General features: G+C 38.4%; 31 protein-coding genes. 6 read left to right on the plus strand and 25 right to left on the minus strand.

Annotated features, from left to right (window positions below; all coding sequences use genetic code 11):
• Positions 1–422: 422 nt before the first annotated feature.
• The 4 genes from BN8061_RS01880 to BN8061_RS01895 all read right to left on the minus strand — a co-directional run bounded on the left by BN8061_RS01880 (position 423) and on the right by BN8061_RS01895 (position 4,319).
• Positions 423–1,802 carry an L-type lectin family protein gene (locus BN8061_RS01880; protein WP_154662236.1) on the minus strand — a complete coding sequence of 460 codons (1,380 nt, stop codon included), beginning with the start codon at positions 1,800–1,802 and terminating at the stop codon, positions 423–425.
• Positions 1,803–1,805: 3 nt separating this feature from the next.
• Positions 1,806–2,432: a hypothetical protein gene (locus BN8061_RS01885; protein ID WP_068595961.1), complete on the minus strand. Its 627-nt coding sequence runs from the start codon at positions 2,430–2,432 to the stop codon at positions 1,806–1,808.
• 282 nt (positions 2,433–2,714) lie between these two features.
• Complete coding sequence (locus tag BN8061_RS01890) at positions 2,715–3,713, minus strand: LLM class flavin-dependent oxidoreductase (protein WP_068595963.1); 999 nt, start codon at positions 3,711–3,713, stop codon at positions 2,715–2,717.
• Positions 3,714–3,872: 159 nt separating this feature from the next.
• Positions 3,873–4,319, minus strand: a complete 447-nt coding sequence (locus BN8061_RS01895) for a tetratricopeptide repeat protein (RefSeq protein WP_068595966.1) — start codon at positions 4,317–4,319, stop codon at positions 3,873–3,875.
• A 363-nt stretch (positions 4,320–4,682) separates the two neighbouring features.
• Between BN8061_RS01895 and BN8061_RS01900 the strand changes: the two genes are divergently transcribed.
• The 6 genes from BN8061_RS01900 (at position 4,683) to BN8061_RS01925 (ending at position 10,855) form a co-directional block, all read left to right on the plus strand.
• A complete protein-coding gene (locus tag BN8061_RS01900) occupies positions 4,683–5,018 on the plus strand; it encodes a T9SS type A sorting domain-containing protein (RefSeq protein ID WP_068595968.1) in 336 nt (111 codons plus the stop codon).
• A gap of 254 nt (positions 5,019–5,272) precedes the next feature.
• Entirely contained in the window at positions 5,273–6,382 is a 1,110-nt protein-coding gene (locus tag BN8061_RS01905) for a DUF6263 family protein (protein ID WP_068595971.1), read from the plus strand.
• A gap of 7 nt (positions 6,383–6,389) precedes the next feature.
• Positions 6,390–6,623, plus strand: coding sequence for a hypothetical protein (locus BN8061_RS01910; protein WP_068595974.1), 234 nt, complete (start codon positions 6,390–6,392; stop codon positions 6,621–6,623).
• Complete coding sequence (locus tag BN8061_RS01915; protein ID WP_068595977.1) at positions 6,613–9,246, plus strand: YfhO family protein; 2,634 nt, start codon at positions 6,613–6,615, stop codon at positions 9,244–9,246. The genes BN8061_RS01910 and BN8061_RS01915 overlap by 11 nt, the downstream gene beginning before the upstream one ends.
• A gap of 63 nt (positions 9,247–9,309) precedes the next feature.
• Complete coding sequence (locus tag BN8061_RS01920; RefSeq protein ID WP_068595982.1) at positions 9,310–10,599, plus strand: glycosyltransferase family protein; 1,290 nt, start codon at positions 9,310–9,312, stop codon at positions 10,597–10,599.
• Between the two features lie 64 nt (positions 10,600–10,663).
• Entirely contained in the window at positions 10,664–10,855 is a 192-nt protein-coding gene (locus tag BN8061_RS01925) for a hypothetical protein (protein WP_068595984.1), read from the plus strand.
• A gap of 49 nt (positions 10,856–10,904) precedes the next feature.
• Here the strand turns inward: BN8061_RS01925 and rplQ are convergent, their stop codons facing one another.
• The 21 genes from rplQ to rplP form a co-directional block, all read right to left on the minus strand.
• Positions 10,905–11,462 (minus strand): 50S ribosomal protein L17, encoded by a 558-nt coding sequence (gene rplQ, locus BN8061_RS01930; RefSeq protein ID WP_068595987.1) that lies wholly within the window; start codon positions 11,460–11,462, stop codon positions 10,905–10,907.
• A gap of 12 nt (positions 11,463–11,474) precedes the next feature.
• A complete protein-coding gene (locus BN8061_RS01935; protein WP_068595990.1) occupies positions 11,475–12,467 on the minus strand; it encodes a DNA-directed RNA polymerase subunit alpha in 993 nt (330 codons plus the stop codon).
• 20 nt (positions 12,468–12,487) lie between these two features.
• On the minus strand, positions 12,488–13,090 hold the full coding sequence (gene rpsD, locus BN8061_RS01940) for a 30S ribosomal protein S4 (RefSeq protein ID WP_068595993.1): 603 nt from the start codon (positions 13,088–13,090) through the stop codon (positions 12,488–12,490).
• 30 nt (positions 13,091–13,120) lie between these two features.
• On the minus strand, positions 13,121–13,510 hold the full coding sequence (gene rpsK, locus BN8061_RS01945) for a 30S ribosomal protein S11 (RefSeq protein WP_068595996.1): 390 nt from the start codon (positions 13,508–13,510) through the stop codon (positions 13,121–13,123).
• Positions 13,511–13,521: 11 nt separating this feature from the next.
• The gene (rpsM, locus tag BN8061_RS01950; protein WP_068595999.1) at positions 13,522–13,899 is read right to left on the minus strand and encodes a 30S ribosomal protein S13; all 378 of its coding nucleotides are present in this window, start codon (positions 13,897–13,899) and stop codon (positions 13,522–13,524) included.
• An 11-nt stretch (positions 13,900–13,910) separates the two neighbouring features.
• Positions 13,911–14,027, minus strand: coding sequence for a type B 50S ribosomal protein L36 (gene ykgO / locus BN8061_RS11720; protein WP_013598490.1), 117 nt, complete (start codon positions 14,025–14,027; stop codon positions 13,911–13,913).
• Positions 14,028–14,112: 85 nt separating this feature from the next.
• Entirely contained in the window at positions 14,113–14,328 is a 216-nt protein-coding gene (gene infA, locus BN8061_RS01955) for a translation initiation factor IF-1 (protein ID WP_068596002.1), read from the minus strand.
• 8 nt (positions 14,329–14,336) lie between these two features.
• The gene (gene secY, locus BN8061_RS01960; RefSeq protein ID WP_068596005.1) at positions 14,337–15,710 is read right to left on the minus strand and encodes a preprotein translocase subunit SecY; all 1,374 of its coding nucleotides are present in this window, start codon (positions 15,708–15,710) and stop codon (positions 14,337–14,339) included.
• Between the two features lie 8 nt (positions 15,711–15,718).
• Positions 15,719–16,177: a 50S ribosomal protein L15 gene (rplO, locus tag BN8061_RS01965; RefSeq protein WP_068596008.1), complete on the minus strand. Its 459-nt coding sequence runs from the start codon at positions 16,175–16,177 to the stop codon at positions 15,719–15,721.
• A 30-nt stretch (positions 16,178–16,207) separates the two neighbouring features.
• Positions 16,208–16,387, minus strand: coding sequence for a 50S ribosomal protein L30 (rpmD, locus tag BN8061_RS01970; RefSeq protein WP_068596014.1), 180 nt, complete (start codon positions 16,385–16,387; stop codon positions 16,208–16,210).
• A 10-nt stretch (positions 16,388–16,397) separates the two neighbouring features.
• Entirely contained in the window at positions 16,398–16,919 is a 522-nt protein-coding gene (gene rpsE, locus BN8061_RS01975) for a 30S ribosomal protein S5 (RefSeq protein WP_068596016.1), read from the minus strand.
• 16 nt (positions 16,920–16,935) lie between these two features.
• Complete coding sequence (rplR, locus tag BN8061_RS01980) at positions 16,936–17,286, minus strand: 50S ribosomal protein L18 (protein WP_068596022.1); 351 nt, start codon at positions 17,284–17,286, stop codon at positions 16,936–16,938.
• 14 nt (positions 17,287–17,300) lie between these two features.
• Positions 17,301–17,846 carry a 50S ribosomal protein L6 gene (rplF, locus tag BN8061_RS01985; protein WP_068596025.1) on the minus strand — a complete coding sequence of 182 codons (546 nt, stop codon included), beginning with the start codon at positions 17,844–17,846 and terminating at the stop codon, positions 17,301–17,303.
• A gap of 19 nt (positions 17,847–17,865) precedes the next feature.
• Positions 17,866–18,267, minus strand: coding sequence for a 30S ribosomal protein S8 (gene rpsH / locus BN8061_RS01990; RefSeq protein ID WP_068596026.1), 402 nt, complete (start codon positions 18,265–18,267; stop codon positions 17,866–17,868).
• A gap of 238 nt (positions 18,268–18,505) precedes the next feature.
• A complete protein-coding gene (gene rpsN / locus BN8061_RS01995; protein ID WP_068596029.1) occupies positions 18,506–18,775 on the minus strand; it encodes a 30S ribosomal protein S14 in 270 nt (89 codons plus the stop codon).
• A gap of 5 nt (positions 18,776–18,780) precedes the next feature.
• A complete protein-coding gene (rplE, locus tag BN8061_RS02000) occupies positions 18,781–19,341 on the minus strand; it encodes a 50S ribosomal protein L5 (protein WP_068596031.1) in 561 nt (186 codons plus the stop codon).
• Positions 19,342–19,343: 2 nt separating this feature from the next.
• A complete protein-coding gene (gene rplX / locus BN8061_RS02005; RefSeq protein WP_068596033.1) occupies positions 19,344–19,658 on the minus strand; it encodes a 50S ribosomal protein L24 in 315 nt (104 codons plus the stop codon).
• 14 nt (positions 19,659–19,672) lie between these two features.
• The gene (rplN, locus tag BN8061_RS02010; RefSeq protein ID WP_068596034.1) at positions 19,673–20,041 is read right to left on the minus strand and encodes a 50S ribosomal protein L14; all 369 of its coding nucleotides are present in this window, start codon (positions 20,039–20,041) and stop codon (positions 19,673–19,675) included.
• A gap of 8 nt (positions 20,042–20,049) precedes the next feature.
• Positions 20,050–20,307: a 30S ribosomal protein S17 gene (gene rpsQ / locus BN8061_RS02015; protein WP_094745825.1), complete on the minus strand. Its 258-nt coding sequence runs from the start codon at positions 20,305–20,307 to the stop codon at positions 20,050–20,052.
• Positions 20,308–20,322: 15 nt separating this feature from the next.
• Complete coding sequence (gene rpmC / locus BN8061_RS02020) at positions 20,323–20,517, minus strand: 50S ribosomal protein L29 (RefSeq protein WP_068596036.1); 195 nt, start codon at positions 20,515–20,517, stop codon at positions 20,323–20,325.
• Positions 20,518–20,536: 19 nt separating this feature from the next.
• Complete coding sequence (gene rplP, locus BN8061_RS02025) at positions 20,537–20,956, minus strand: 50S ribosomal protein L16 (RefSeq protein ID WP_068596037.1); 420 nt, start codon at positions 20,954–20,956, stop codon at positions 20,537–20,539.
• Positions 20,957–20,972: the final 16 nt, after the last annotated feature.

Below are 20,972 nucleotides of genomic sequence, written 5' to 3' on the forward strand. Positions count from 1 at the left end.
CTGCTGAAAACAACCTGATTTTTGTGAAAAATATTTTAGATGCAAAACTATTTTCAATTCTATTCACAAAATCTATCTGTCTATATGTTTAGCTTGCTTTTTTCAGAATCATTTTTGTGTTTCAATTCATAGATTCGAAGGATTGATAAAGACCGTAGAGATTGGGAAAAACCTTTTTTTAGACCAAGACAAGAGAATCCTTTTTACCATCGAATCCTTTCGCCAGTATTTCATATTCTTTCAGGTTTGAAATCCTGCGCAAATGGAATGGTGCAGATCATCAGTTCGTCAATCCCGTTCACTTGCTGTTCATTTTTTTTTAAGAATAATCAACCCACCATTTTTCCAGCTTTCCCTTTTTTGTAAAAAAAACCGCCTCGATTTCGAGACAGTTTCATTTCAATACGCTATTGTGCTTATTTTTATTTATTATACGAAGGCAGCGATGGGTTTGTTATAATGCTGCATTTTCGCGCATAGACGACAGTGGTTGCCGTATTGTTCGTGAGATCGGTGTCTGTAATTTCCGTACTGTTTACCGTAGAAACACTTTTGAAACTCTGATTGTTTGGAATGGATTTTTTAAAGTAGTTCCCGGTGATCGTAATGATTCCTGAGGATTTTCTCGCCAAACCTACCTTACCGGTGATATTATTGGACGTAAAATTGCTGGTTGGCAGGGTGGAACTTGTAAATCCAGTAGTTGAGAGGCTTGTTATTTTAAATTTAGTGATATCCAGAAGATTTCCTGCAGCGTCCTGTATCTGATTGGAAAAATTAATATCAGCTAAATTTGCCGGGGTATCATTACTTACTTCAATCGAAAAAGTAACAGGGTTCTCTTTTATATCATTACACAGTGATGCAGAATTGGATCTGCTGTCCACACGAATGTTTCCCGGCGTTGTCAGTAAGACATTTCGGATTTCATGGAAATTAAATCCTCCGCCAGTTGAAGCAGCAAAGCCTAACTTTAAGGTAGGTGGCAGTGGGTAAGTGGTACCGTTCATTGTATAATTGAGTACCTCGGTGAAGGTGGTTTCGTTTTGTTTTCTCCACTTTATGTTGATTAAATAATCGTTTCCGGATTTTGTAATGTAAACTTGCACCCTTCTGTAAAAAACAGTAGGAGATGGTCGCGAAGATACAATGGTGTTGTAATCAATTTCATCCCGGGCTCTTATAGCATTATCATTTCCTGTTCTGTCGCCCAATGCGATGTGGGTCAAATAAGGGTTTGATGCATTAGGCGTTGCTGAGGTTGGCCCACGCAGTACAATTGCATTTGGGACCACACCAGCGGTTCCTCCGGTCCTGCCTTCTGCTGCACGAGCGAAATTTCCGAATTCATCAAAGCCTACACCGATATATCCTCCACTTAGGCCCGTGGTATTGCCAGTGTTGGCATAACCTAAAGATCCACCGTATCCTCCCAATTTGAAGTTGGCATCCGTTATACTTCCGTCAAAAAGAAATAAAGAAAATCCGTCAGCACCTAAGTAACCATCATATGAAGATCTCCAAGTCACATATTCAAAATCAGCAATAATACCCAAACTTGTAGGAAACGACTGTTGTACATACATGTAACCTCTTTGGCTACCTGTACTGTTGGTAAGCCGCAGCCACCCACTTCCGATGGGATCAACTCCTGTGGCCGCTGTAAGGGTAGCGTTATCTCCGATTTTTAATCCGGTAGCGTCATTTGTTTTTAAGGGATTGGTAATGGTAAACTGCGCGGGAACCATTCCCCAAGTGAACAGTAGAGCCAGGCAAAACGTTTTAAAAATTTGCTTCATCATCGCTTATTTTACCACAAAAACAATATTCATAAAACTTGCATCAGAAGCATTTCCTATCACGTTGTAAGACATTACGCCATCAGCAGTTATAGATACATTGTTCATAAGAGAAGTATCGTAATAGGTAACATAATATTCCAGTTCATTTTTTGGAAGAGTAGGAATACTGCCTGTCGATCCGGTACTTTTTACTGGGGGAGAATTGAACTGTGTATAGTACAAATTATACAAATCCATCGTTTTTGTTCCCAAGGTGGATGTGTTCACCAATACCGATGGCATGTAGAAAAATTTTGGGAAATTGTTATTTCGAAAAGCACCAACCCATTTGCTGATGGTGTTATCATAGTAATAAAATCCCGGAGTTCTAATGTTGGAAGTTTTGGTAGTTACAGGATTGGGAATGCTGGTAACATAAACTAAAGCAGCATGCTGATTGGCACCATAGGTAGCATCCTTGGCTTTCAGGTCGTCACCGGAAATTCTTGTTACCAGTACTCCATCGGCTACCGTAGCAACCGAGGATTTAGAAACATCCAAAGTAGTGGAGGGCGATGTAGTGTTGATTCCTACTTGTGCATGAGCATAAATCGCAGATAGAATCCCGATAAAGCAGATAATTTTTTTCATTAATTTGGTTTATTTTATATATTGTTTATGCTTACAAATTTAAACATTTTATTAATTATAAAAATTCAGAAAAATTAATTAAAAATTATATATTCTGTGTTTCAAAAGCTGTTTTTGTAAATAGCGGGTACATTTACAGATGAAAATTTCGGAAAAACATAGTTGCTTTATTATTTTAAGAATGTTACACGAATTTTTTATTTTAAGAAAAATGACCTCCTAAGGATCTCACGGATTTTTAGATCCCAACGTTGCCGATTTTATCCAGTGTCATAATTGTTTCTAAATCAGCCCAAATCCTTTCGCCAGCATTTCATATTCTTTCAGTTTGAAATCCTGCGCAAATGGAATGGTGCAGATCATCAGTTCGTCAAACCGGTGCATTTGCTGTTCATTTTTAAGATAATCAACCACCTCATTGATTTCTCCGCGGATGTGCCATTTTTTATTCTGCTCCATAAAAAGCCGTTCTGCATCACTTAAAGGATAAGTCTGTGCATCTTCGGGTGACATTCTGCGGATGCGCTGTCCGGTGTGGAGCTGCATACGGGCAATATCGGAAGAAAGCGCCTGAAATTCGGCTTCTTCATGCGTTTCAGCAACGGTTACCATATAGCACGCTAATACTTTCGGTTCTTTTTGAAAAGCTGAAGGTTCAAAATTTTCGCGGTACACCTCAAAAATATCCCGGTCGATAGTTCCGGTAAAGAACTGGACATAAGCGTAACTCAAACCCATTTTTCCGGCTTCCAAAGCACTGTTTCCGGTGGAACCCAGCAGAAAAACCTCGGGCAGGATAATTCCTGTAGGATTGGCGATCACATTCTGGTTGAAATAATCCTCGCCGTTTTCATCGTTCATTAAATGTAAAGTTTCCGAAAGTTTTTTATAAAGATCCTGAAAACGTGTGTCTTTGCCTTCTGATAAAGCCAAAATGGATTTCCCGTCGCCGCCCGGAGCGCGTCCTGCCCCAAAATCAATTCTGCCCGGGGCATAAGCGGATAAAGTTTTGAAAGTCTCCGCCATTTTGTACGGCGAATAATGCATCATCATCGTGCCACCGGAACCCAACCGGATTCTTTCGGTTTGCCCGGCAAGATGCGCAATCGAAATTTCAGGCGCCGAACTGGCGAAACCTTCCGTATTGTGGTGTTCGGCAAACCAGAAACGGTGGTAACCCAGTTTATCCGCAAATTTTACGGCTTCGCGCATATTTTCTAAAGCTTTCTGCGGAGTTTGCCCCTGTGAAATGGGTCCCTGGTCGAGTATGGAGAGTTTCATTTGTTTCTTTTAGAAAAAGTAATATTGTATGGGTACAAAATTCTTAAAATAAATATTATCTTGGCTCAAAATTACATTGATTTTAGTAATTTAATTCATCGTAAAATAATAAAGACTGCCTTTTCTAAAGCAGCCTTTCACTTATTATTGCATGATGTTTTATCCGTTCAGTGATTTGCTCAGATTCTGAGCGTCTGTGTTACTTGGATCATACTGTAAAGATTTTGCAATGTGCATTTTTGCAGCATTTTTATCAGTTTCAAACAAAGCGTACGCAATAAAGAAATGTGCATAAGCCAAATTCTTTTTGTTGGCTTCCACTTCCTCAGGTTTTACCATGGCAACATACTTTTCGTAAGCCGCTTTGGCACTTTCGTTATTTTTCAGATTTTGGTAGGCAATTCCCTGGCTGTAATAAGCTGGAGCCCAATCTGGCAACACTGTTGAGATTTGTGACCAAGTTTGTAAAGAATTATTCCAATCGGATGCATTTTGGTAAGCTACCGCCAGTTTAGACAAAGCTTTATATGTCAAAATAACACCTGCCAATGAAGCGGGCGAAGCCACAGGATGTCCAGAGCTTATCTTTAACACCAACTCTATCATAGGCTATTGCCCAATTACTTCTACCACTCCAAATGCAATTTATCCGATCACTTCTTTTATTTTCAACGGAACAGACTATCCATCGAGTAGTGAGGAAGGACAACCTGCGTATGAAGATTTTAGCAATATAGAGTTTGAAGAAGCCAAACTTTCATCATTCCCGATTACGATTAGTGGGATTGGATTTGCGGGATTCCGATTCGGTGCTACTGTATTTATAGATTGGAGTTCTGATGCTGATTTCGACGATGAAGGAGAGCAATATTTTGTAACTCCCGATACATTCCTTGGAGGAACAGAAGCATTCAATGAGTTTACTGGTATGATTACAGTACCGAGAACGCTACAATAGGTAAAGTTCGTATGAGCGTAAAGTATATTTACAACAGCTCATTCACAACCCTCAACCCAGCTCTTAAATCGGCATGTACACCTGTGAGCAACGGACAAGTAGAAGACTATACAATCGAAGTAGAAGAAGATTTGGGTGTGGATGATGTTATAGGAAAATCTAGCCTAAGCATTGCTCCAAATCCGTTCACCAATACGCTCATGATTTCTGAGCCAAACAAGGTAAAATCTGTACAGTTTACAGATCTTACAGGCAGACATATAAAAACACTTGATGCAGCTTCTGAGCTCAATGTTTCTGATCTGAAACCTGATTTATATCTTATAACGCTCCTCATGGATGTTTAGAACGTGTATATGTTCTCGAACATTCGAGAGCAACTTTTTTATCTCATAACAGCCAATAATTCCTATCGATTTGTAATAGAACAAAAAAAAATTATTCTACCCTCACCACCTCTATATCAACCATTTTGGTGGGACGATTTTTGTGGTTTTTAACAAATTTTAGCAACTTTCGGTGGCATATCCTATCAAAAAACTTCCTCATTTCCCATATATATTGATTATTTTTGAACCTTATTCGAATTCAAATTAGAAGTATGAAAAAATTAATCATCGCTACAAGTATAATAGGACTTACACTTTTTGCATGCAAAAAAGAAAACAAAGACCTAAAAGTTGTAGGAACAGACGCCAATGGAAATGAATTAGTGATTACAGAAAATGGTGATACCATACAAAAAAGTGAAGCAGAAACGGCGACTGAAAATGTTCTGAACCAAGACGACAACGCAAAGCAAGCATTGATCAAAAACGAAGATGATACGTATCGTTTCAAATACAACCTTACCAAAGGAAACACTTACCCAATCAACCTTACGGTGATTACCACTCGCAACGTTTCTGACGGGAAGCAAAGTATAAAGATGACCAATGAAAGCAAAAAGAAAATCGATTATACAGTACAAGACTTCAAAGATGGCATCTATACCCTGAAAGTTACCTTCAGACAATATGCAGAAAAACTTACTGACCCTGCAGGCAAGACCTTGTCTTTCGACACCAATGCCGCAAAACCATCGAATCCAATGATTGCCATGTCTTGGCAAGTTTACAAATCCATTATCGGTAAAAGTTACACTTTGAAAATAAACGAACAAGGAAAAGTAACCAGCATAGACGGGCTAGCCCATATACGTACCGGAATCGAAAATTCGTTGAAATCATCACTCAATGCCGAAGAACAAAAAGCTTTGTCTGAAATGTTGAAAGTTTCGCTTAGTGATGAAGCCATCAAATCGCAATTCGAAGAGACGATGAATATCTATCCAGACAAAAACTTGAAGCTGAAAGAAAGTTGGTCGGATGAAAACAAAATCAACGAAGGACCACTCAAAGGAAAGTCTAAAATCACCAGAACCCTGGCAAGCATCGACGAGCAATCAACCAAAATCGAGGTGAAAGGCACCCAAAATGTAAGCGGAAGCCAATCGCAACAAATACCGATATCTGAAAAAGAACAAACAACGGTAAAACTTACCTTGAACGATAATTCTACGGTAAACGGCGATATTCTATTGGAAACCTCATCGGGATGGATCAAGAAAATCAACATTACCCAAAAGAAAAATGTAAAGGAAATACAAGAAGCTCAAGGTCAGAAAATGACTCGTACCGAGACCACCACTGTACAAACCATTGTAAATTAATTCGAATATGAAGACCATCTTAGTAGCTGTTCTATTTTTTGTAATATTTTTATTTGTCTTTCGTATCTTCAAAACCTATTTTGTCGTTCGAAAAGTCTATAAAGATGTAATCAACGAGCAACAACGCCATCAAAATAATACGTCTTCGACCCGAACGTCATCTGAGTTTGACAAACCAAAATACAACATAGAAGCCGAAACGGTAGAATATGAAATAATAGAAGAAAAGGATGAAAAATAAAAATCTAATATTCTCATTGGTAACCTTAGTGTTTTTTGCTTTGGTTGCCATTTTTTATTGCGCACCGGTATTTTCTGGCAAAGCCATTGTGCAACCAGACATTATCAACTATGTCGGAAGTTCGAAAGAAATGTTGACCTATCAAGAGCAATTGGGCGAAAATGTATATTGGTCCGATGCCATGTTTGGCGGGATGCCAACCTATCAGACTGGAGCTCAATATGATGTTGACATCATCAAATCAATAGACCGTTTGATACGGTTTCTACCTCGCCCAGCCGATTATATTTTCTTGTTATTTGCCGGATTTTTTATTTTAGGTTTAACGCTTTTTCGCAATTGGAAATACGCCCTTACCGGATCTATTTTCTTTGCACTTGGCGCCTATTATTTCATAATCATTGCTGCAGGGCATAATGCCAAAGTGCATGCCATTGCGTATTTTGCTCCTCTGGTTGCTGGTATTCTGTTGCTCTACCGCAGAAAATATATTTTGGGATTTCTGCTCACCGCTCTATTCATGGGGTTGGAATTGGCGGCAAACCACATCCAAATGACTTATTATTTGTTTTTGGTCATGCTCGTTTACGTCATTGTGCAAGCTTACGATAGTTTCAAGAAAAAAGATTTAGCTCATTTTTTCAAAGCTTCAGGTTTGGTGGCAGTGGCAACAGTACTTGCCTTAGGGTTGAATGCTCCTCGTTTGTTGAGCACCTACGAATATTCGAAAGAAACAACGCGTGGCAAGTCGGATATGACGCTTTTACGAAGCAACGAAAGTGGATTAGAAAAAGAATACATCACCCAATGGAGCTATGGCAAATTGGAAACGCTAAACCTTTTCATTCCCAATCTCTACGGAGGAGCCTCTTCGGGGGGTGAAGATCATCTGAAGCATTACATTGCAACCCTGCAAAACATGCAATATACTTTAGGTGAAGATGAATTCAACCAACAAGCATTTCAGATGTTGGTGAGCCAATCGCGTAGCCCATATTGGGGCGAACAACCTGGAACTTCTGGACCTGCATATCAGGGTGCGGTTGTGGTCTTTTTGTTTGTACTTGGATTGTTTTTGGTTCGCGGAAAATGGGAAAAATACAAATGGTGGTTACTGAGCGCTACCGTGTTGAGTATTGTTTTGGCATGGGGTAAAAATTTCAGCTTGCTCACCGATTTTTTCATCGATTATTTTCCGATGTACGATAAGTTCCGTGCTGTTTCTTCGATTCTTGTCATGGCAGAATTGACGATGCCTTTGTTGGCTATCTTGTGCCTGTACGTTTACTTTCAGGAGCAAAATCATTCGACTGAAACAAAAAAAATAGTACTCTATGTAAGTGGGACGGTGGTCGGATTCTTGATTCTCTTATTTTTATTCGGTGGAAGTATTTTTTCATTCACCAATGAATTCGATGGGATGATGAAACAACAATTCATTCAATTGGTGCAACAATACGGCCCGAATAATGTTGGGTTTTGGGACAACAACCTCAACGAACTCAACAAAGCCATTGTACAAGACCGCATCGAATTGTTCAAGGCCGATACCCTTCGCACCTTAATTTTTGTATTGCTCACAGTTGTTGTCTTGTTGGCTTATCATTATCAAATTTTAAAAAACAAAACCATTGCTTTGTTTGCGATAGGTTTATTTGCATTGGTTGATGGTTTAACGGTGAACAAACGTTATTTGAACGATGATAATTTCATCTCGAAACATTATGTCGATAATCCTTTCCCAACCGAGATGTCGCCTCGTCTGGAGTCTGAAGCTAACCTCAACAATCAGGTAATGCGATTGGCGTATCAGGTGCCGATCAACAATACTTTGAAACAAATTAGCGATAAAGACAAAAGCCATTATCGAGTTTACAACGAAACTTTAGGAAAATTCAACGAAGCCACAACTTCTTATTTTGTCAATTCGATTGGCGGTTACCATGCAGCCAAATTGGGTCGCTACCAAGACATTATCGATGTGTATTTGTCAGATGACCCGAAAATGGAAGCGCATGGTATAAAAGATCGGACGGGCATGGTCAATGTACTCAACATGCTCAATACCAAATATTTCATCTTCGGTCAAGTGAACGAGCACGAAATCAATCAGAATCCGCAAGCTTTGGGAAATGCTTGGTTTACGAGCGATATCAAATGGGCAGAAAATGCCAACGAAGAAATTTTGGCGATTCAGCACATCGATCCTAAGAAAACAACGATTCTGAATAAAAATTTACAAAAAGAAAATATCAATTTCGTAGCAGATTCTACTGCACAAATCAAATTGACCAACTATTCGCCTGCCCGATTGTTGTACGAATCGAATTCGAAAACACCACAATTAGCGGTTTTCTCTGAGGTATTTTATCCTCACGGATGGAAAGCCTTTGTCGATGGTAAAGAGGTCAATATCTTGAAAGCAAATTATTTCTTGCGTGCATTGCCGCTGGATGCCGGAACCCATAAAATTGAATTTGTATTTGAACCAGAAGTCATTGCCACGGGTAAAATTGTTGCGATTGTTTCTTTGGTCTTGTTGCTCATTGCCATAGGTTTTGGCGGATTTACCTTATGGAAAAATCATAAAGATCAACCAAACACCGCAGCAGAAGTAGAATAAATAAAAACTTCCGTTTTGTGATGAACAATCGCTCGACGCAAGTGTTTTTTAGGGATATAATTCATGCCAGATAAAAAAGTTTTAATCATTAGCTATTATTGGCCGCCAGCTGGTGGTCCAGGCGTACAACGTTGGTTGAAATTCACCAAATATTTGCCAGAATTTGGTATAGAACCGCATGTGTATATTCCAGCGAATCCATCCTATCCGATTTTGGATGCGAGCCTCGAAAAAGATATTCATCCTAACGTAAAAATTATTCGGAACAAAATCTGGGAACCTTATCAATTGGCCGAAAAGATAAATCCGAAAAACAAGGCTTACAAAGGCGGACAATTCGAAAAACAAGAAAATCAATCCATTTTATCCAAAATATCAGTTTTCATCCGTGGAAACTTTTTCATCCCTGATGCACGAAAGTTTTGGATCAAACCTTCTATACATTATCTCATAAACTATATTGCCGAACATCAAATTCAGACCATCATTACCACTGGGCCGCCACACAGTTTGCATTTGATTGGTTTGGGTCTGAAAGAAAAATTTCCAACGCTGAAATGGCTTGCCGATTTTCGTGATCCGTGGACGCAGATCAGTTATCATAAAGAATTGAAATTGACCAAATGGTCAGCGCAAAAACATAAGCAATTGGAAAGACGCGTGCTGCAACAAGCCGATATGGTGTTGGCGACCAGCTTCGGTGATGCTAAAAATTTCGAAAACTTGGGGGCAACCAATGTAACGGTTATTACCAACGGATTTGAAGCGATCGAACGCATACGTAAAGAAGATCATCAACATTTCGATATGACCTACTCTGGTGGTTTGGAAATGTTGCGAAATCCACTCGTGGTTTGGCAGAGTTTGAGTGAACTTTGTCAGGAAATTACAACTTTCGGAGAAGACGTACGCCTGAATTTCTACGGTTCGCTGGCAGCCGATGTAAAACAAAGCATACTCGATGCTGGGCTACAAAGCATCGTACGCGAACACGGCTATGTACAGCACAAAGACAGCCTGAAGGCGATTCAGCATGCTAATATTTTGCTTTTGACCAACTTCGATAATCCGCAATCGAAAGGTATAATTCCGGGTAAATTGTTTGAATATATGGCTACTGGAAACCCGATTTTGGCTGTTGGACCAGCCAATGCAGATGTGCAAAAGATAGTGGAAGAAACGCGTGCTGGGAGTTATTTTTTACATGATGAGAAATCAAAAATCAAAACATTCATCCAACAACAATACCTGCTGTGGCTGAAAAATCCAGAGGCGGTTTATTCTCCAAATATTGAGGCGGTAAAGCAATACACTCGAAGAAATCTCACCGAGCGTTTGGTAGAATTACTCTAAGTATTCGTACTGCTGAGAATTGCTATAAAATCGTATCTTAGAACCAAAAGACAAACAACAAAATATGGGAAAGTTGAATGCAAGCATGACGCTTACGATTGGATTGCTGTTTTTGATTGCAGGTACGGTGATTTATTTTGCTAATGGCGCAAACGAAATAGAACTGTCGAACGCCTTGGTCATTGGGCTCGGTATTTTGGTTAGCATTGTTGGCATCATCAAATACCTACAAGAGAAACGAGATCAAGAATCATAAAAAAAGGGAACTTGAAACAGTTCCCTTTTTATATCGAATATCAATTAGATTATTCTTTGTCTTCAGTTGCTTCAGTAGCATCTTCAGCTGTTTTTTCTTCTTTTGTAGAAGCTTTTGCTTTAGGTGCTTTTTCTTCAACTTTAGTTTCTTCTGCGGTAACATCGGCAGCAGCTTCAGCTTTTTTCGAAGAAGAACGACGAGAACGACGAGTAGTTGTTTTCTTTTCTTCTTTTGCGTTGGTATAGATTTCGTTGAAATCTACCAATTCGATCAAAGCCATTTCTGCCCCGTCACCTAAACGGAATCCAGTTTTGATAATACGCGTGTATCCACCTGGGCGGTTAGCTACTTTTGGAGCTACTTCTCTGAATAGTTCTGCTACAGCTTCTTTGTTTTGTAAATATGAGAAAACTTGACGACGATTATTGGTGTCATCTGTTTTCGATTTTGTAATCAACGGTTCTATATATCTTTGTAAAGCTTTTGCTTTGGCAACCGTAGTGTTTATTCTCTTGTGTGTGATCAACGAGATCGCAAGATTCGATAACAACGCTCTTCTGTGAGAGGCTGTACGACCTAAATGGTTTATTTTTTTTCCGTGTCTCATTTTAAACTAGTATTATTCTACGTCCAATTTATATTTTGTGATATCCATACCAAAGTTCAATCCTTTGCTTTCTACCAATTCTTCTAATTCGGTTAATGATTTTTTACCGAAGTTTCTGAATTTCATTAAATCAGACTTTGCGAAAGAGACCAACTCTCCTAAAGTTTCTACTTCCGCAGCTTTTAAACAATTTAATGCTCTTACTGACAAGTCTAAGTCGACCAATTTGGTTTTCAATAGTTGTCTCATATGAAGAGCTTCTTCATCATATGCTTCTCCTGATGCAACTTCTTCTGCTTCCAATGTGATTCTCTCATCAGAGAACAACATGAAGTGGTGAATTAAGATTTTAGCTGCTTCGGTCAATGCATCTTGTGGTGTAATCGAACCATCTGTTGTGATGTCTAGAACCAATTTTTCGTAATCGGTTTTTTGTTCTACACGATAATTTTCGATGGCGTATTTTACGTTTTTTATTGGCGTATAAATAGCGTCGATAGCGATTGTACCGATTGGTGCAGAAGCTTTTTTGTTTTCTTCAGCTGGAACGTATCCTCTACCTTTCTCAATTGTAAACGAGAGAGTCAAGTTAACTTTTGAATCTAAGTTAGCGATTACCAATTCAGGGTTTAACACTTGGAAACCAGAGATAAACTTACCTAAATCACCTGCCGTTAATTGGGTCTGTCCTGAGATAGTTGCAGTTACATTTTCAGCATCTGATTCATCAATTTGTTTTTTGAAACGAACCTTTTTCAGATTAAGAATAATTTCTGTAACGTCTTCCACTACCCCTGGAATAGTTGAAAACTCGTGCTCTACACCTTCTATTTTGATAGAGGTAATGGCATATCCTTCTAAAGAAGATAATAAAACTCTTCTTAGTGCGTTCCCAACCGTAATCCCGTATCCCGGTTCTAGTGGTCGGAATTCGAATTGTCCGATCTGAGTGTCAGAATCTATAAGGATTACTTTATCAGGTTTGATGAAATTTAATATAGACATTATTATTTCTGATTTAAGGTTTATTTTGAATACAATTCGACAATCAATAATTCTTGAATATCTTCTGGAATTTGAACTCTTTCTGGTGCTTTGGTGAAAGTTCCTGATACTTGTTCGTCGTTCCATACCAACCACTCGTATTCTCTGCGTGCGTGTAGAGAGTTTTTGATTGCGGTCAATGATTTAGATTTTTCTCTTACAGCGACTACGTCACCTTCTTTCAATTGGTACGATGGTATGTTGACCACTTCACCGTTTACCGTGATGTGTTTGTGCGACACCAATTGGCGTGCAGCGCTACGGGTAGGTGCGATACCAAAACGGTATACGACGTTGTCTAGACGAGACTCGCACAATTGTAGCAACACTTCACCGGTAATACCTTTAGAAGCATTCGCTTTTTTGTACATGTTTGCGAACTGACGTTCTAAGATTCCGTAAGTATATTTAGCTTTTTGTTTTTCTGCTAATTGTATAGCGTACTCTGATTTTTTAGCTCTTCTTTTGTTTGGTCCGTGTTGTCCTGGAGGATATTTTTTCTTTTCGTAAGCTTTATCATCTCCAAAGATTGGTTGACCGAATTTTCTAGCGATTTTAGTTTTTGGTCCTGTATATCTTGCCATGATTCTTTTTTTTAATGATTAAAATTTCTATTAAACTCTTCTCTTTTTAGGAGGTCTACATCCGTTGTGTGGAAGTGGAGTAACGTCAACTATTTCTGATACTTCGATTCCTCCGTTGTGAATAGTTCTAATAGCAGATTCACGACCTTGACCTGGTCCTTTAACAAATACTTTCACTCTTCTCAATCCTGCTTCGTAAGCGACAGTTGTTGCGTCTTGTGCAGCAACTTGTGCAGCATAAGGGGTGTTCTTTTTAGATCCACGGAATCCCATTTTACCTGCAGATGACCAAGAAATTACTTCACCGTTTTTGTTGGTCAATGTAATGATTACATTGTTGAACGATGCTTGAATATGAGCTTGTCCAGTAGCTTCTACTACTACCTTTCTTTTTTTAACGACTTTCTGATTTTTTGCCATGATCCTATTTATTATTTAGTGGCTTTTTTCTTGTTAGCAACTGTTTTCTTTTTACCTTTTCTAGTTCTAGAGTTGTTTTTTGTTCTCTGACCTCTCAATGGTAATCCTAATCTGTGACGAATACCTCTTTGACATCCGATGTCCATCAATCGTTTGATGTTCAATTGAATCTCTGATCTCAACTCTCCTTCTACTTTGAAGTTTTCGTTGATTGAGTTACGGATTGCGTTGATCTCTTCATCAGACCATTCACTAACTTTTTTGTCTTCTGAGATATTGTTTTCAGCCAATATCTTAGCTGCTGTACTTCTTCCGATCCCGTAAATATATGTAAGACCGATAATCCCTCTTTTGTTTTTAGGTAAATCTACACCTGAAATTCTTGCCATAATCTAAATAATTAACCTTGTCTTTGTTTGAATTTAGGATTCTTTTTGTTGATCACATACAAACGTCCTTTACGACGCACAATTTTACAGTCAGCGCTACGTTTTTTGATAGATGCTCTAATTTTCATTTTTCTACTTTTTTAATGATCCAACAATGCCAGACAGCATTGTTATCTGTCGGTTATAAATTTTAATTAAAATTTTCTAAAAAAATTAGTAACGGTACGATATTCTGCCTTTGGTAAGGTCGTACGGTGACATTTCTATCTTTACTTTATCACCTGGTAATAGTTTGATGTAATGCATGCGCATTTTACCAGAAATATTACATACCACCACGTGACCATTCTCCAATTCTACACGAAACATCGCATTGGATAAAGCTTCGGTAATCGTACCATCTTGTTCAATATGTTTTTGTTTTGCCATATGAAACTTTAAATCTTATTTTTATTTGTTCTACCTGATGACATCATTCCATCGTAATGTTGATTCAACAGGTAAGTGTTTATTTGTTGCACTGTATCGAGAATCACGCTCACCATAATCAATAGTGAGGTTCCACCGAAGAACATTGCCAAACTTTGTTCAACTCCAAACAATCTTACAATTGCAGGTAAAACAGCTACCAAAGTTAATAAAATTGCTCCAGGAAATGTAATTTTCGACAAAATATCGTCTAAATATTCTGCGGTATCTTTTCCGGGTCTTATTCCTGGGATGATTCCTCCATTGCGTTTGAGGTCTTCTGCCATCTGATTTACTGGTATGGTAATAGCAGTATAGAAGAAGGTAAACACGATGATGAGTAATCCGAAGATAATATTGTACTCTAAGGTAAATGGATCAGCCATTTTCACGAAAAATTGTTGAATTTTGCTATCTCCATCTAAGAAATAACTTGCGATAGTACCAGGTAAAAACATGATTGCTTGCGCAAAAATTATCGGCATTACACCTGCTGCGTTTACTTTCAAAGGAATGTAAGAGCGTACAGAGTCTGTAACCGAACGGATATAGCTACTGCTACCAACTTGGGCACGTTTTACGTATTGTACTGGTACTTTGCGCACTGCAGCTACAATCATAATACAGAAGGCAATTACTACGATGAGTCCGACTATTTCTAGTAAGAAAAACAATCCGCCAGAGGTATCGGTCTCGAATGAGTTCAGTAATGCTCTTGGTAGATCTGCCAAGATCCCCACCATAATCAGGATTGAGATCCCGTTACCGATTCCTTTATCGGTAATTTTTTCTCCCATCCACATGGCAAAGATTGTACCGGCTACCAAAATAATTACCGATGGAAACCAGAACCAAAAATTGGATGGTGCCAGTAGGTAAAATGAATAGCCAGAGGCTGGATCATACGGCAACAATTGCGATGTGGTCAAAGTGAGGTAAGCTGGTGCCTGCACCAAACATATCCCGATGGTTAACCACCGGGTAATTTGATTCACTTTGTTGCGTCCGCTTTCTCCTTCTTTCTGTAATTTCTGAATGTATGGTACTGCTAGCCCCATCAACTGCACTACAATGGATGCAGAGATGTAGGGCATAATACCCAACGCAAGTATCGAGGCCCTACTGAAAGACCCTCCGGTAAAAGAGTTTAATATTCCTAAAATCCCTGTATTGGCTTTTGCTTGATCAGCAATGAAGCGATTTACTTCATTGATGTCTACACCTGGAAGTGGTACATATGAACCGAATCTATATACCAATAACAAAGCAAAAGTTAATAATAACTTTTGCCTTAGTTCTTCAATATTCCAGATATTTTTTATGGTCTGTATAAACCCTTTCATCCGAAAAATTACTTAGCGTTAATGATTTCTGCTTTTCCACCAGCTTTCTCTATAGCTTCTTGTGCTGTTTGAGTAAACTTGTCTGCAGTAATATTCACAGCGGCTTTTAATTCACCACGACCTAAGATTTTCACCAAGTCGTTTTTGTGAGCTAAACCTAACTGTACGATAATTTCTTTGTTTAGAGTATCGGTGATTTTTTTGTTATCTACCAATTCTTGGATCGTGTCTAGGTTGATCCCTTTATACTCTACACGATTGATATTTTTGAATCCGAATTTTGGTAAACGTCTTTGTAATGGCATTTGACCTCCCTCGAAACCGATTTTTCTTGAGTATCCAGAACGCGATTTAGCACCTTTGTGTCCACGTCCAGCAGTCAAACCATTTCCACTACCTTCACCTCTACCTTTACGGAATTTATTTTTAGTTGAACCAGCAGCTGGTCTTAAGTTACTTAAATTCATTTTTTTGTTCTTTTAAAGGTTTAAAAGCGATTATGCTCTTTCTACAACTACTAAGTGTTGAATTTTTTTGATCATCCCTTCGATTTGTGGGGTTGATTCATGTTCAACAACTTTGTTCATTTTTGTTAATCCCAAAGCTACTAAGGTTGCTTTTTGAGATTTCTCACGATTGATAGCACTGCGTACTTGTTTTACTTTTACTTTGCTCATGATCTCTTAATTATCCGTTGAACACTTGATTAATTGAAATTCCTCTCTGGCGAGCAATAGTCTCTGCGCTTCTCAACCCTAATAATGCACAGAAAGTAGCTTTCACTGCATTATGTGGGTTAGATGATCCTTTCGATTTTGATAATACGTTTTGGATACCTACCGACTCTAATACTGCGCGTACTGTACCACCAGCTATAACTCCGGTACCTTTTGCAGCTGGTCTGATGAATACTTGCGCTCCACCGAAACGAGCTTCGTTTTCGTGAGGAATTGTATCGCCAATCAATGGGATGCGCACCAAATTTTTCTTTGCGTCTTCAATAGCTTTTGCGATTGCAGATGCAACGTCTTTAGATTTTCCTAATCCGTAACCTACTACTCCATTACCGTCTCCTACTACTACGATAGCAGAGAACCCGAATGCGCGTCCACCTTTTGTTACTTTGGTAACACGTTGTACTCCAACCAAACGATCTTTAAGATCTAATCCTGTTGGTTTTACTCTTTCTACGTTATTGAATCCTAACATAATTTCTTTTTCTTTTTTAGAATTTTAGACCTGCTTCTCTAGCACCGTCTGCTAAAGCTTTGATTCTACCATGATAAACGAAACCGTTACGGTCAAAAACAACAGTTTCAACTCCTTTTGCGATTGCTTTCTCTGCCAATGCTTTACCAACAGCTGTAGATACTTCTGTTTTTGTACCTGTAGCAGTCCCTTTTTCACGAGAAGAGGCAGAAACGATAGTAGCTCCTGTTAGGTCATCGATAATTTGAGCGTAGATTTCTTTATTTGATCGGTAAACTGTCAAACGTGGTTTTTCAGCTGTACCAAAAATATTGCGACGTACTCGTCTTTTTATTCTTTGTCTTTTTTCTACTTTAGATAATGCCATTTTGCTTAAAATTTTTATGCAGATTTACCTGCTTTTCTTCTAATTACTTCACCAACGAATTTGATACCTTTTCCTTTGTAAGGCTCTGGCTTACGGAAAGATCTAATCTTGGCAACAATCATCCCTAATAATTGCTTATCGTGTGACGATAAAGTAATGATTGGGTTTTTACCTTTCTCTGTCAAGGTTTCTACCGTCACCTCTGAAGGGATTTGCATCACGATGTTGTGAGAAAATCCTAAAGACATATCTAAGTTTTGACCTTGGTGTGATGCTCTATAACCTACACCCACCAATTCTAATTGTTTTTTGAAACCTTCTGTAACACCAACCACCATATTGTTGATTAATGCTCGGTACAAACCATGTAAAGATTTATCTTCTTTTGATTCTGATGGGCGAACTACTGATAATTTTCCATCTTCTATTTTGACATCGAATCCTTCTTTCAACTCTTGAGTCATGGTTACTTTTGGTCCTTTTACGGTAACCACGTTATCTTTAAACTCTACGGTAGTTCCTGAAGGTATATTGATGATAGCGTTTCCTATTCTCGACATAATTTCTTGTTTTTAAAAATTAGTAAACAATACATAATACCTCACCACCTACATTTTCTTGACGAGCTTGTTTGTCTGTCATCACGCCTTTAGATGTTGAAATAATTGCGATACCTAAACCATTCAAAACTCTAGGAAGCTCTTTTGCACCAGCATACTGACGTAAACCTGGCGAAGAAGCTCTCTTCAATTTTTTGATTGCTGGTTCTTTTGTCATTCTATCATATTTCAATGCGATTTTGATTGAATTATGACCTTTCTCATTCGTCTCGAATTTGTAATTCAAGATGTAACCCTGTTCAAAAAGAATTCTTGTGATTTCTTTTTTCAATTTAGAGGCTGGGATTTGCACTACTTTGTGTCCCGCCATCATTGCATTTCTTACACGCGTAAGATAATCTGAAATTGGATCTGTATACATAAATTAATTTTAGAGTATAGAGCAGTTGCTCTACTTTTAAAATTACACTTTACAAAATGCACTATGCATTTGGGTTGCAAATATATGGCTTATTTTTTAATTAGCATCTATATCCTAAATAAAAATTTAAATATTTTTATAGATGCCAAAGACTTAGCCTGCTCATGGGTTTTGGACATAAAAAATCCTTACTCAAAAAAATGAGTAAGGATTTCTATCGTCTAGTTTCTTGATGTGTTTACCAAGAAGCTTTTTTCACTCCTGGGATTAAGCCTTCGTTTGCCATCTCGCGGAAAGTCACACGTGAGATCCCGAAAGTTCTCATGTATCCTCTCGGACGTCCTGTTAATTTACAACGGTTGTGTAAACGAACCGGCGAAGCGTTTTTTGGTAATCTTTGAAGACCTTCGTAGTCACCAGCGTCTAATAAAGCTTGACGTTTTGCTGCATATTTTGCAACCAACTTTGCTCTTTTACGCTCGCGCGCTTTCATTGATTCTTTTGCCATAACTATTATTGTTCTTTAGTGAATGGTAATCCAAACTTAGTTAATAATGCTTTTGCTTCTTTGTCTGTGTTCGCAGAAGTTACAAAGGTAATATCTAATCCTTGAATTTTCTTGATTTTGTCGATATTAATTTCAGGAAAGATGATTTGCTCGGTAATCCCAAGGTTGTAATTTCCTCTTCCGTCGAAACCTTTCGCGTTGATTCCTTGGAAGTCGCGTACACGTGGTAAAGCTGCAGTTACCAAACGATCTAAGAATTCGTACATTTTCTCACCGCGTAAAGTTACTTTTGCACCGATTGGCATTCCTTTACGTAATTTGAAAGCGGCCTCATCCTTTTTAGATACAGTACCTACTGCTTTTTGACCTGTAATCAATTCCAACTCTTCGATTGCGTAGTCTACAATTTTTTTGTCTGCTGTTGCAGCACCCAAACCTTGTGACAAGACAATTTTCTGTAGTTTTGGAACTTGCATGATCGATTTGTAACCAAACTCTTCTTTGAGAGCTGCTACAATTTCTTCTCTATATTTTGCCTGTAGGCGAGGTGAATAATTTGTACTCATCGTTAAATAGCTTTACCTGTTTTTTTAACAATTCTTGTTTTCTTTCCATCCTCCACTTTGTAACCTACTTTCGCAGCTTTACCAGTTTCTGGATCTACCAAAGCCAATTTACAGACATAGATTGGAGCTTCTTTTTCGATCACTCCTCCTTGTGGGTTTTGTGCGCTTGGCTTTACACGTTTTTTTGCGATGTTCACCCCTTCAACAATTGCTTTTGCTTTGTCAGGGAATACACGCAATACTGTACCTGTTTTCCCTTTGTGAGAACCAGATAATACAACTACGTTGTCTCCTTTTTTAATTTTTAACTTTGCCATGTTGAATTGATATTTTATAATACCTCTGGGGCTAATGATACAATTTTCATATATTCTTTGTCACGTAATTCACGTGCCACTGGACCGAAAACACGTGTTCCACGCATTTCGCCTTGTGTATTCAATAACACACACGCGTTATCATCGAAACGGATGTATGAACCGTCTTTTCTGCGAACTTCTTTTTTAGTTCTTACGACAACAGCTTTCGATACTGCTCCTTTTTTTACGTTACCCGATGGGGTAGCTTCTTTGATGGCTACCACGATTTTGTCTCCTAAAGAGGCGTATCTTTTTCTAGTTCCGCCTAATACGCGGATTACTAATGCTTCGCGAGCTCCTGTGTTATCTGCAACTTTTAATCTCGATTCTTGTTGTAACATAACTTATATTATTTAGCTCTTTCTATAATTTCTACTACTCTCCATCTTTTGTTTTTAGACAAAGGACGGGTTTCCATAATACGCACGGTATCTCCTTCGTTGCATTCGTTGGTTTCGTCGTGCGCGGTGTACTTCTTAGTTTTCAACACGAACTTTCCGTAGAAAGGGTGTTTTTGTTTTTTGGTCTCGGCTACAACAACAGTTTTATCCATTTTGTTTGATGTAACTAAACCAATTCTTTCTTTTCTTAAATTTCTTTCCATCAGTTCAAAATTTAGTGATTACTGTTGTTTTTGTTTTTCTGTTAGAATCGTCATTAGGCGTGCGATGTTTTTACGTGCATTTCTAATTTCGATTGGATTTCCGATTGGAGAAATTACGTGAGTCATTTTCAGGGACTCGTAATTTGCTTTTTCTTCAGCAATTTTTGCTTGTAATTCCTCTAAGCTAAGATTTCTAATATCTGCTGTTTTCATTCTTGTACGTTTTTAAATATTAGTTTTGGAAATCTCTTGCGACAACAAACTTGGTTTTCACTGGCAACTTTTGAGCTGCAAGGCGCAATGCTTCTGTTGCAACTTCTAGTGGAACACCTCCTACTTCGAAAAGGATACGTCCTGGTTTTACGGCTGCTACCCAATATTCTGGCGCACCTTTACCTTTACCCATACGTACCTCTGCTGGTTTCTTGGTAATTGGTTTATCTGGAAAGATTTTGATCCATAACTGTCCTTCACGTTTCATGTAACGAGTAGCGGCGATACGTGCTGCCTCGATTTGACGAGCGGTGATGAATGATTCTTCTAGTGATTTGATCCCGAAAGTTCCGTAAGCTAATTGGTTTCCTCTTTGCGAGTTCCCTTTCATCTTACCTTTCTGGGTTTTTCTATATTTAACTCTTCTCGGTGATAACATAATCTACTTGTTTTTC

Source organism: Vaginella massiliensis (assembly GCF_900089075.1).
Taxonomy (GTDB): Bacteria; Bacteroidota; Bacteroidia; order Flavobacteriales; family Weeksellaceae; genus Weeksella; species Weeksella massiliensis_A.

Excerpts from the sequence above, each read along its gene's own strand:
- rplE (WP_068596031.1), bottom strand. The coding sequence starts at position 19,341 with ATGAGTACAAATTATTCACCTCGCCTACAGGCAAAATATAGAGAAGAA.
- BN8061_RS01905 (WP_068595971.1), top strand. The coding sequence starts at position 5,273 with ATGAAAAAATTAATCATCGCTACAAGTATAATAGGACTTACACTTTTT.
- rpsH (WP_068596026.1), bottom strand. The coding sequence starts at position 18,267 with ATGTATACAGATCCAATTTCAGATTATCTTACGCGTGTAAGAAATGCA.
- BN8061_RS01895 (WP_068595966.1), bottom strand. The coding sequence starts at position 4,319 with ATGATAGAGTTGGTGTTAAAGATAAGCTCTGGACATCCTGTGGCTTCG.
- BN8061_RS01910 (WP_068595974.1), top strand. The coding sequence starts at position 6,390 with ATGAAGACCATCTTAGTAGCTGTTCTATTTTTTGTAATATTTTTATTT.
- rplF (WP_068596025.1), bottom strand. The coding sequence starts at position 17,846 with ATGTCGAGAATAGGAAACGCTATCATCAATATACCTTCAGGAACTACC.
- BN8061_RS01885 (WP_068595961.1), bottom strand. The coding sequence starts at position 2,432 with ATGAAAAAAATTATCTGCTTTATCGGGATTCTATCTGCGATTTATGCT.
- rpsK (WP_068595996.1), bottom strand. The coding sequence starts at position 13,510 with ATGGCAAAAAATCAGAAAGTCGTTAAAAAAAGAAAGGTAGTAGTAGAA.
- rpsM (WP_068595999.1), bottom strand. The coding sequence starts at position 13,899 with ATGGCAAGAATTTCAGGTGTAGATTTACCTAAAAACAAAAGAGGGATT.
- rpsN (WP_068596029.1), bottom strand. The coding sequence starts at position 18,775 with ATGGCAAAAGAATCAATGAAAGCGCGCGAGCGTAAAAGAGCAAAGTTG.
- rplQ (WP_068595987.1), bottom strand. The coding sequence starts at position 11,462 with ATGAGACACGGAAAAAAAATAAACCATTTAGGTCGTACAGCCTCTCAC.
- BN8061_RS01880 (WP_154662236.1), bottom strand. The coding sequence starts at position 1,802 with ATGATGAAGCAAATTTTTAAAACGTTTTGCCTGGCTCTACTGTTCACT.
- rpsD (WP_068595993.1), bottom strand. The coding sequence starts at position 13,090 with ATGGCAAGATATACAGGACCAAAAACTAAAATCGCTAGAAAATTCGGT.
- rpmD (WP_068596014.1), bottom strand. The coding sequence starts at position 16,387 with ATGAGCAAAGTAAAAGTAAAACAAGTACGCAGTGCTATCAATCGTGAG.
- ykgO (WP_013598490.1), bottom strand. The coding sequence starts at position 14,027 with ATGAAAATTAGAGCATCTATCAAAAAACGTAGCGCTGACTGTAAAATT.
- rplR (WP_068596022.1), bottom strand. The coding sequence starts at position 17,286 with ATGGCATTATCTAAAGTAGAAAAAAGACAAAGAATAAAAAGACGAGTA.
- rplX (WP_068596033.1), bottom strand. The coding sequence starts at position 19,658 with ATGGCAAAGTTAAAAATTAAAAAAGGAGACAACGTAGTTGTATTATCT.
- rplO (WP_068596008.1), bottom strand. The coding sequence starts at position 16,177 with ATGAATTTAAGTAACTTAAGACCAGCTGCTGGTTCAACTAAAAATAAA.
- BN8061_RS01925 (WP_068595984.1), top strand. The coding sequence starts at position 10,664 with ATGGGAAAGTTGAATGCAAGCATGACGCTTACGATTGGATTGCTGTTT.
- secY (WP_068596005.1), bottom strand. The coding sequence starts at position 15,710 with ATGAAAGGGTTTATACAGACCATAAAAAATATCTGGAATATTGAAGAA.
- rplP (WP_068596037.1), bottom strand. The coding sequence starts at position 20,956 with ATGTTATCACCGAGAAGAGTTAAATATAGAAAAACCCAGAAAGGTAAG.
- BN8061_RS01935 (WP_068595990.1), bottom strand. The coding sequence starts at position 12,467 with ATGTCTATATTAAATTTCATCAAACCTGATAAAGTAATCCTTATAGAT.
- BN8061_RS01890 (WP_068595963.1), bottom strand. The coding sequence starts at position 3,713 with ATGAAACTCTCCATACTCGACCAGGGACCCATTTCACAGGGGCAAACT.
- infA (WP_068596002.1), bottom strand. The coding sequence starts at position 14,328 with ATGGCAAAACAAAAACATATTGAACAAGATGGTACGATTACCGAAGCT.
- BN8061_RS01915 (WP_068595977.1), top strand. The coding sequence starts at position 6,613 with ATGAAAAATAAAAATCTAATATTCTCATTGGTAACCTTAGTGTTTTTT.
- rpmC (WP_068596036.1), bottom strand. The coding sequence starts at position 20,517 with ATGAAAACAGCAGATATTAGAAATCTTAGCTTAGAGGAATTACAAGCA.
- BN8061_RS01900 (WP_068595968.1), top strand. The coding sequence starts at position 4,683 with ATGAGCGTAAAGTATATTTACAACAGCTCATTCACAACCCTCAACCCA.
- rpsE (WP_068596016.1), bottom strand. The coding sequence starts at position 16,919 with ATGTTAGGATTCAATAACGTAGAAAGAGTAAAACCAACAGGATTAGAT.
- BN8061_RS01920 (WP_068595982.1), top strand. The coding sequence starts at position 9,310 with ATGCCAGATAAAAAAGTTTTAATCATTAGCTATTATTGGCCGCCAGCT.
- rplN (WP_068596034.1), bottom strand. The coding sequence starts at position 20,041 with ATGTTACAACAAGAATCGAGATTAAAAGTTGCAGATAACACAGGAGCT.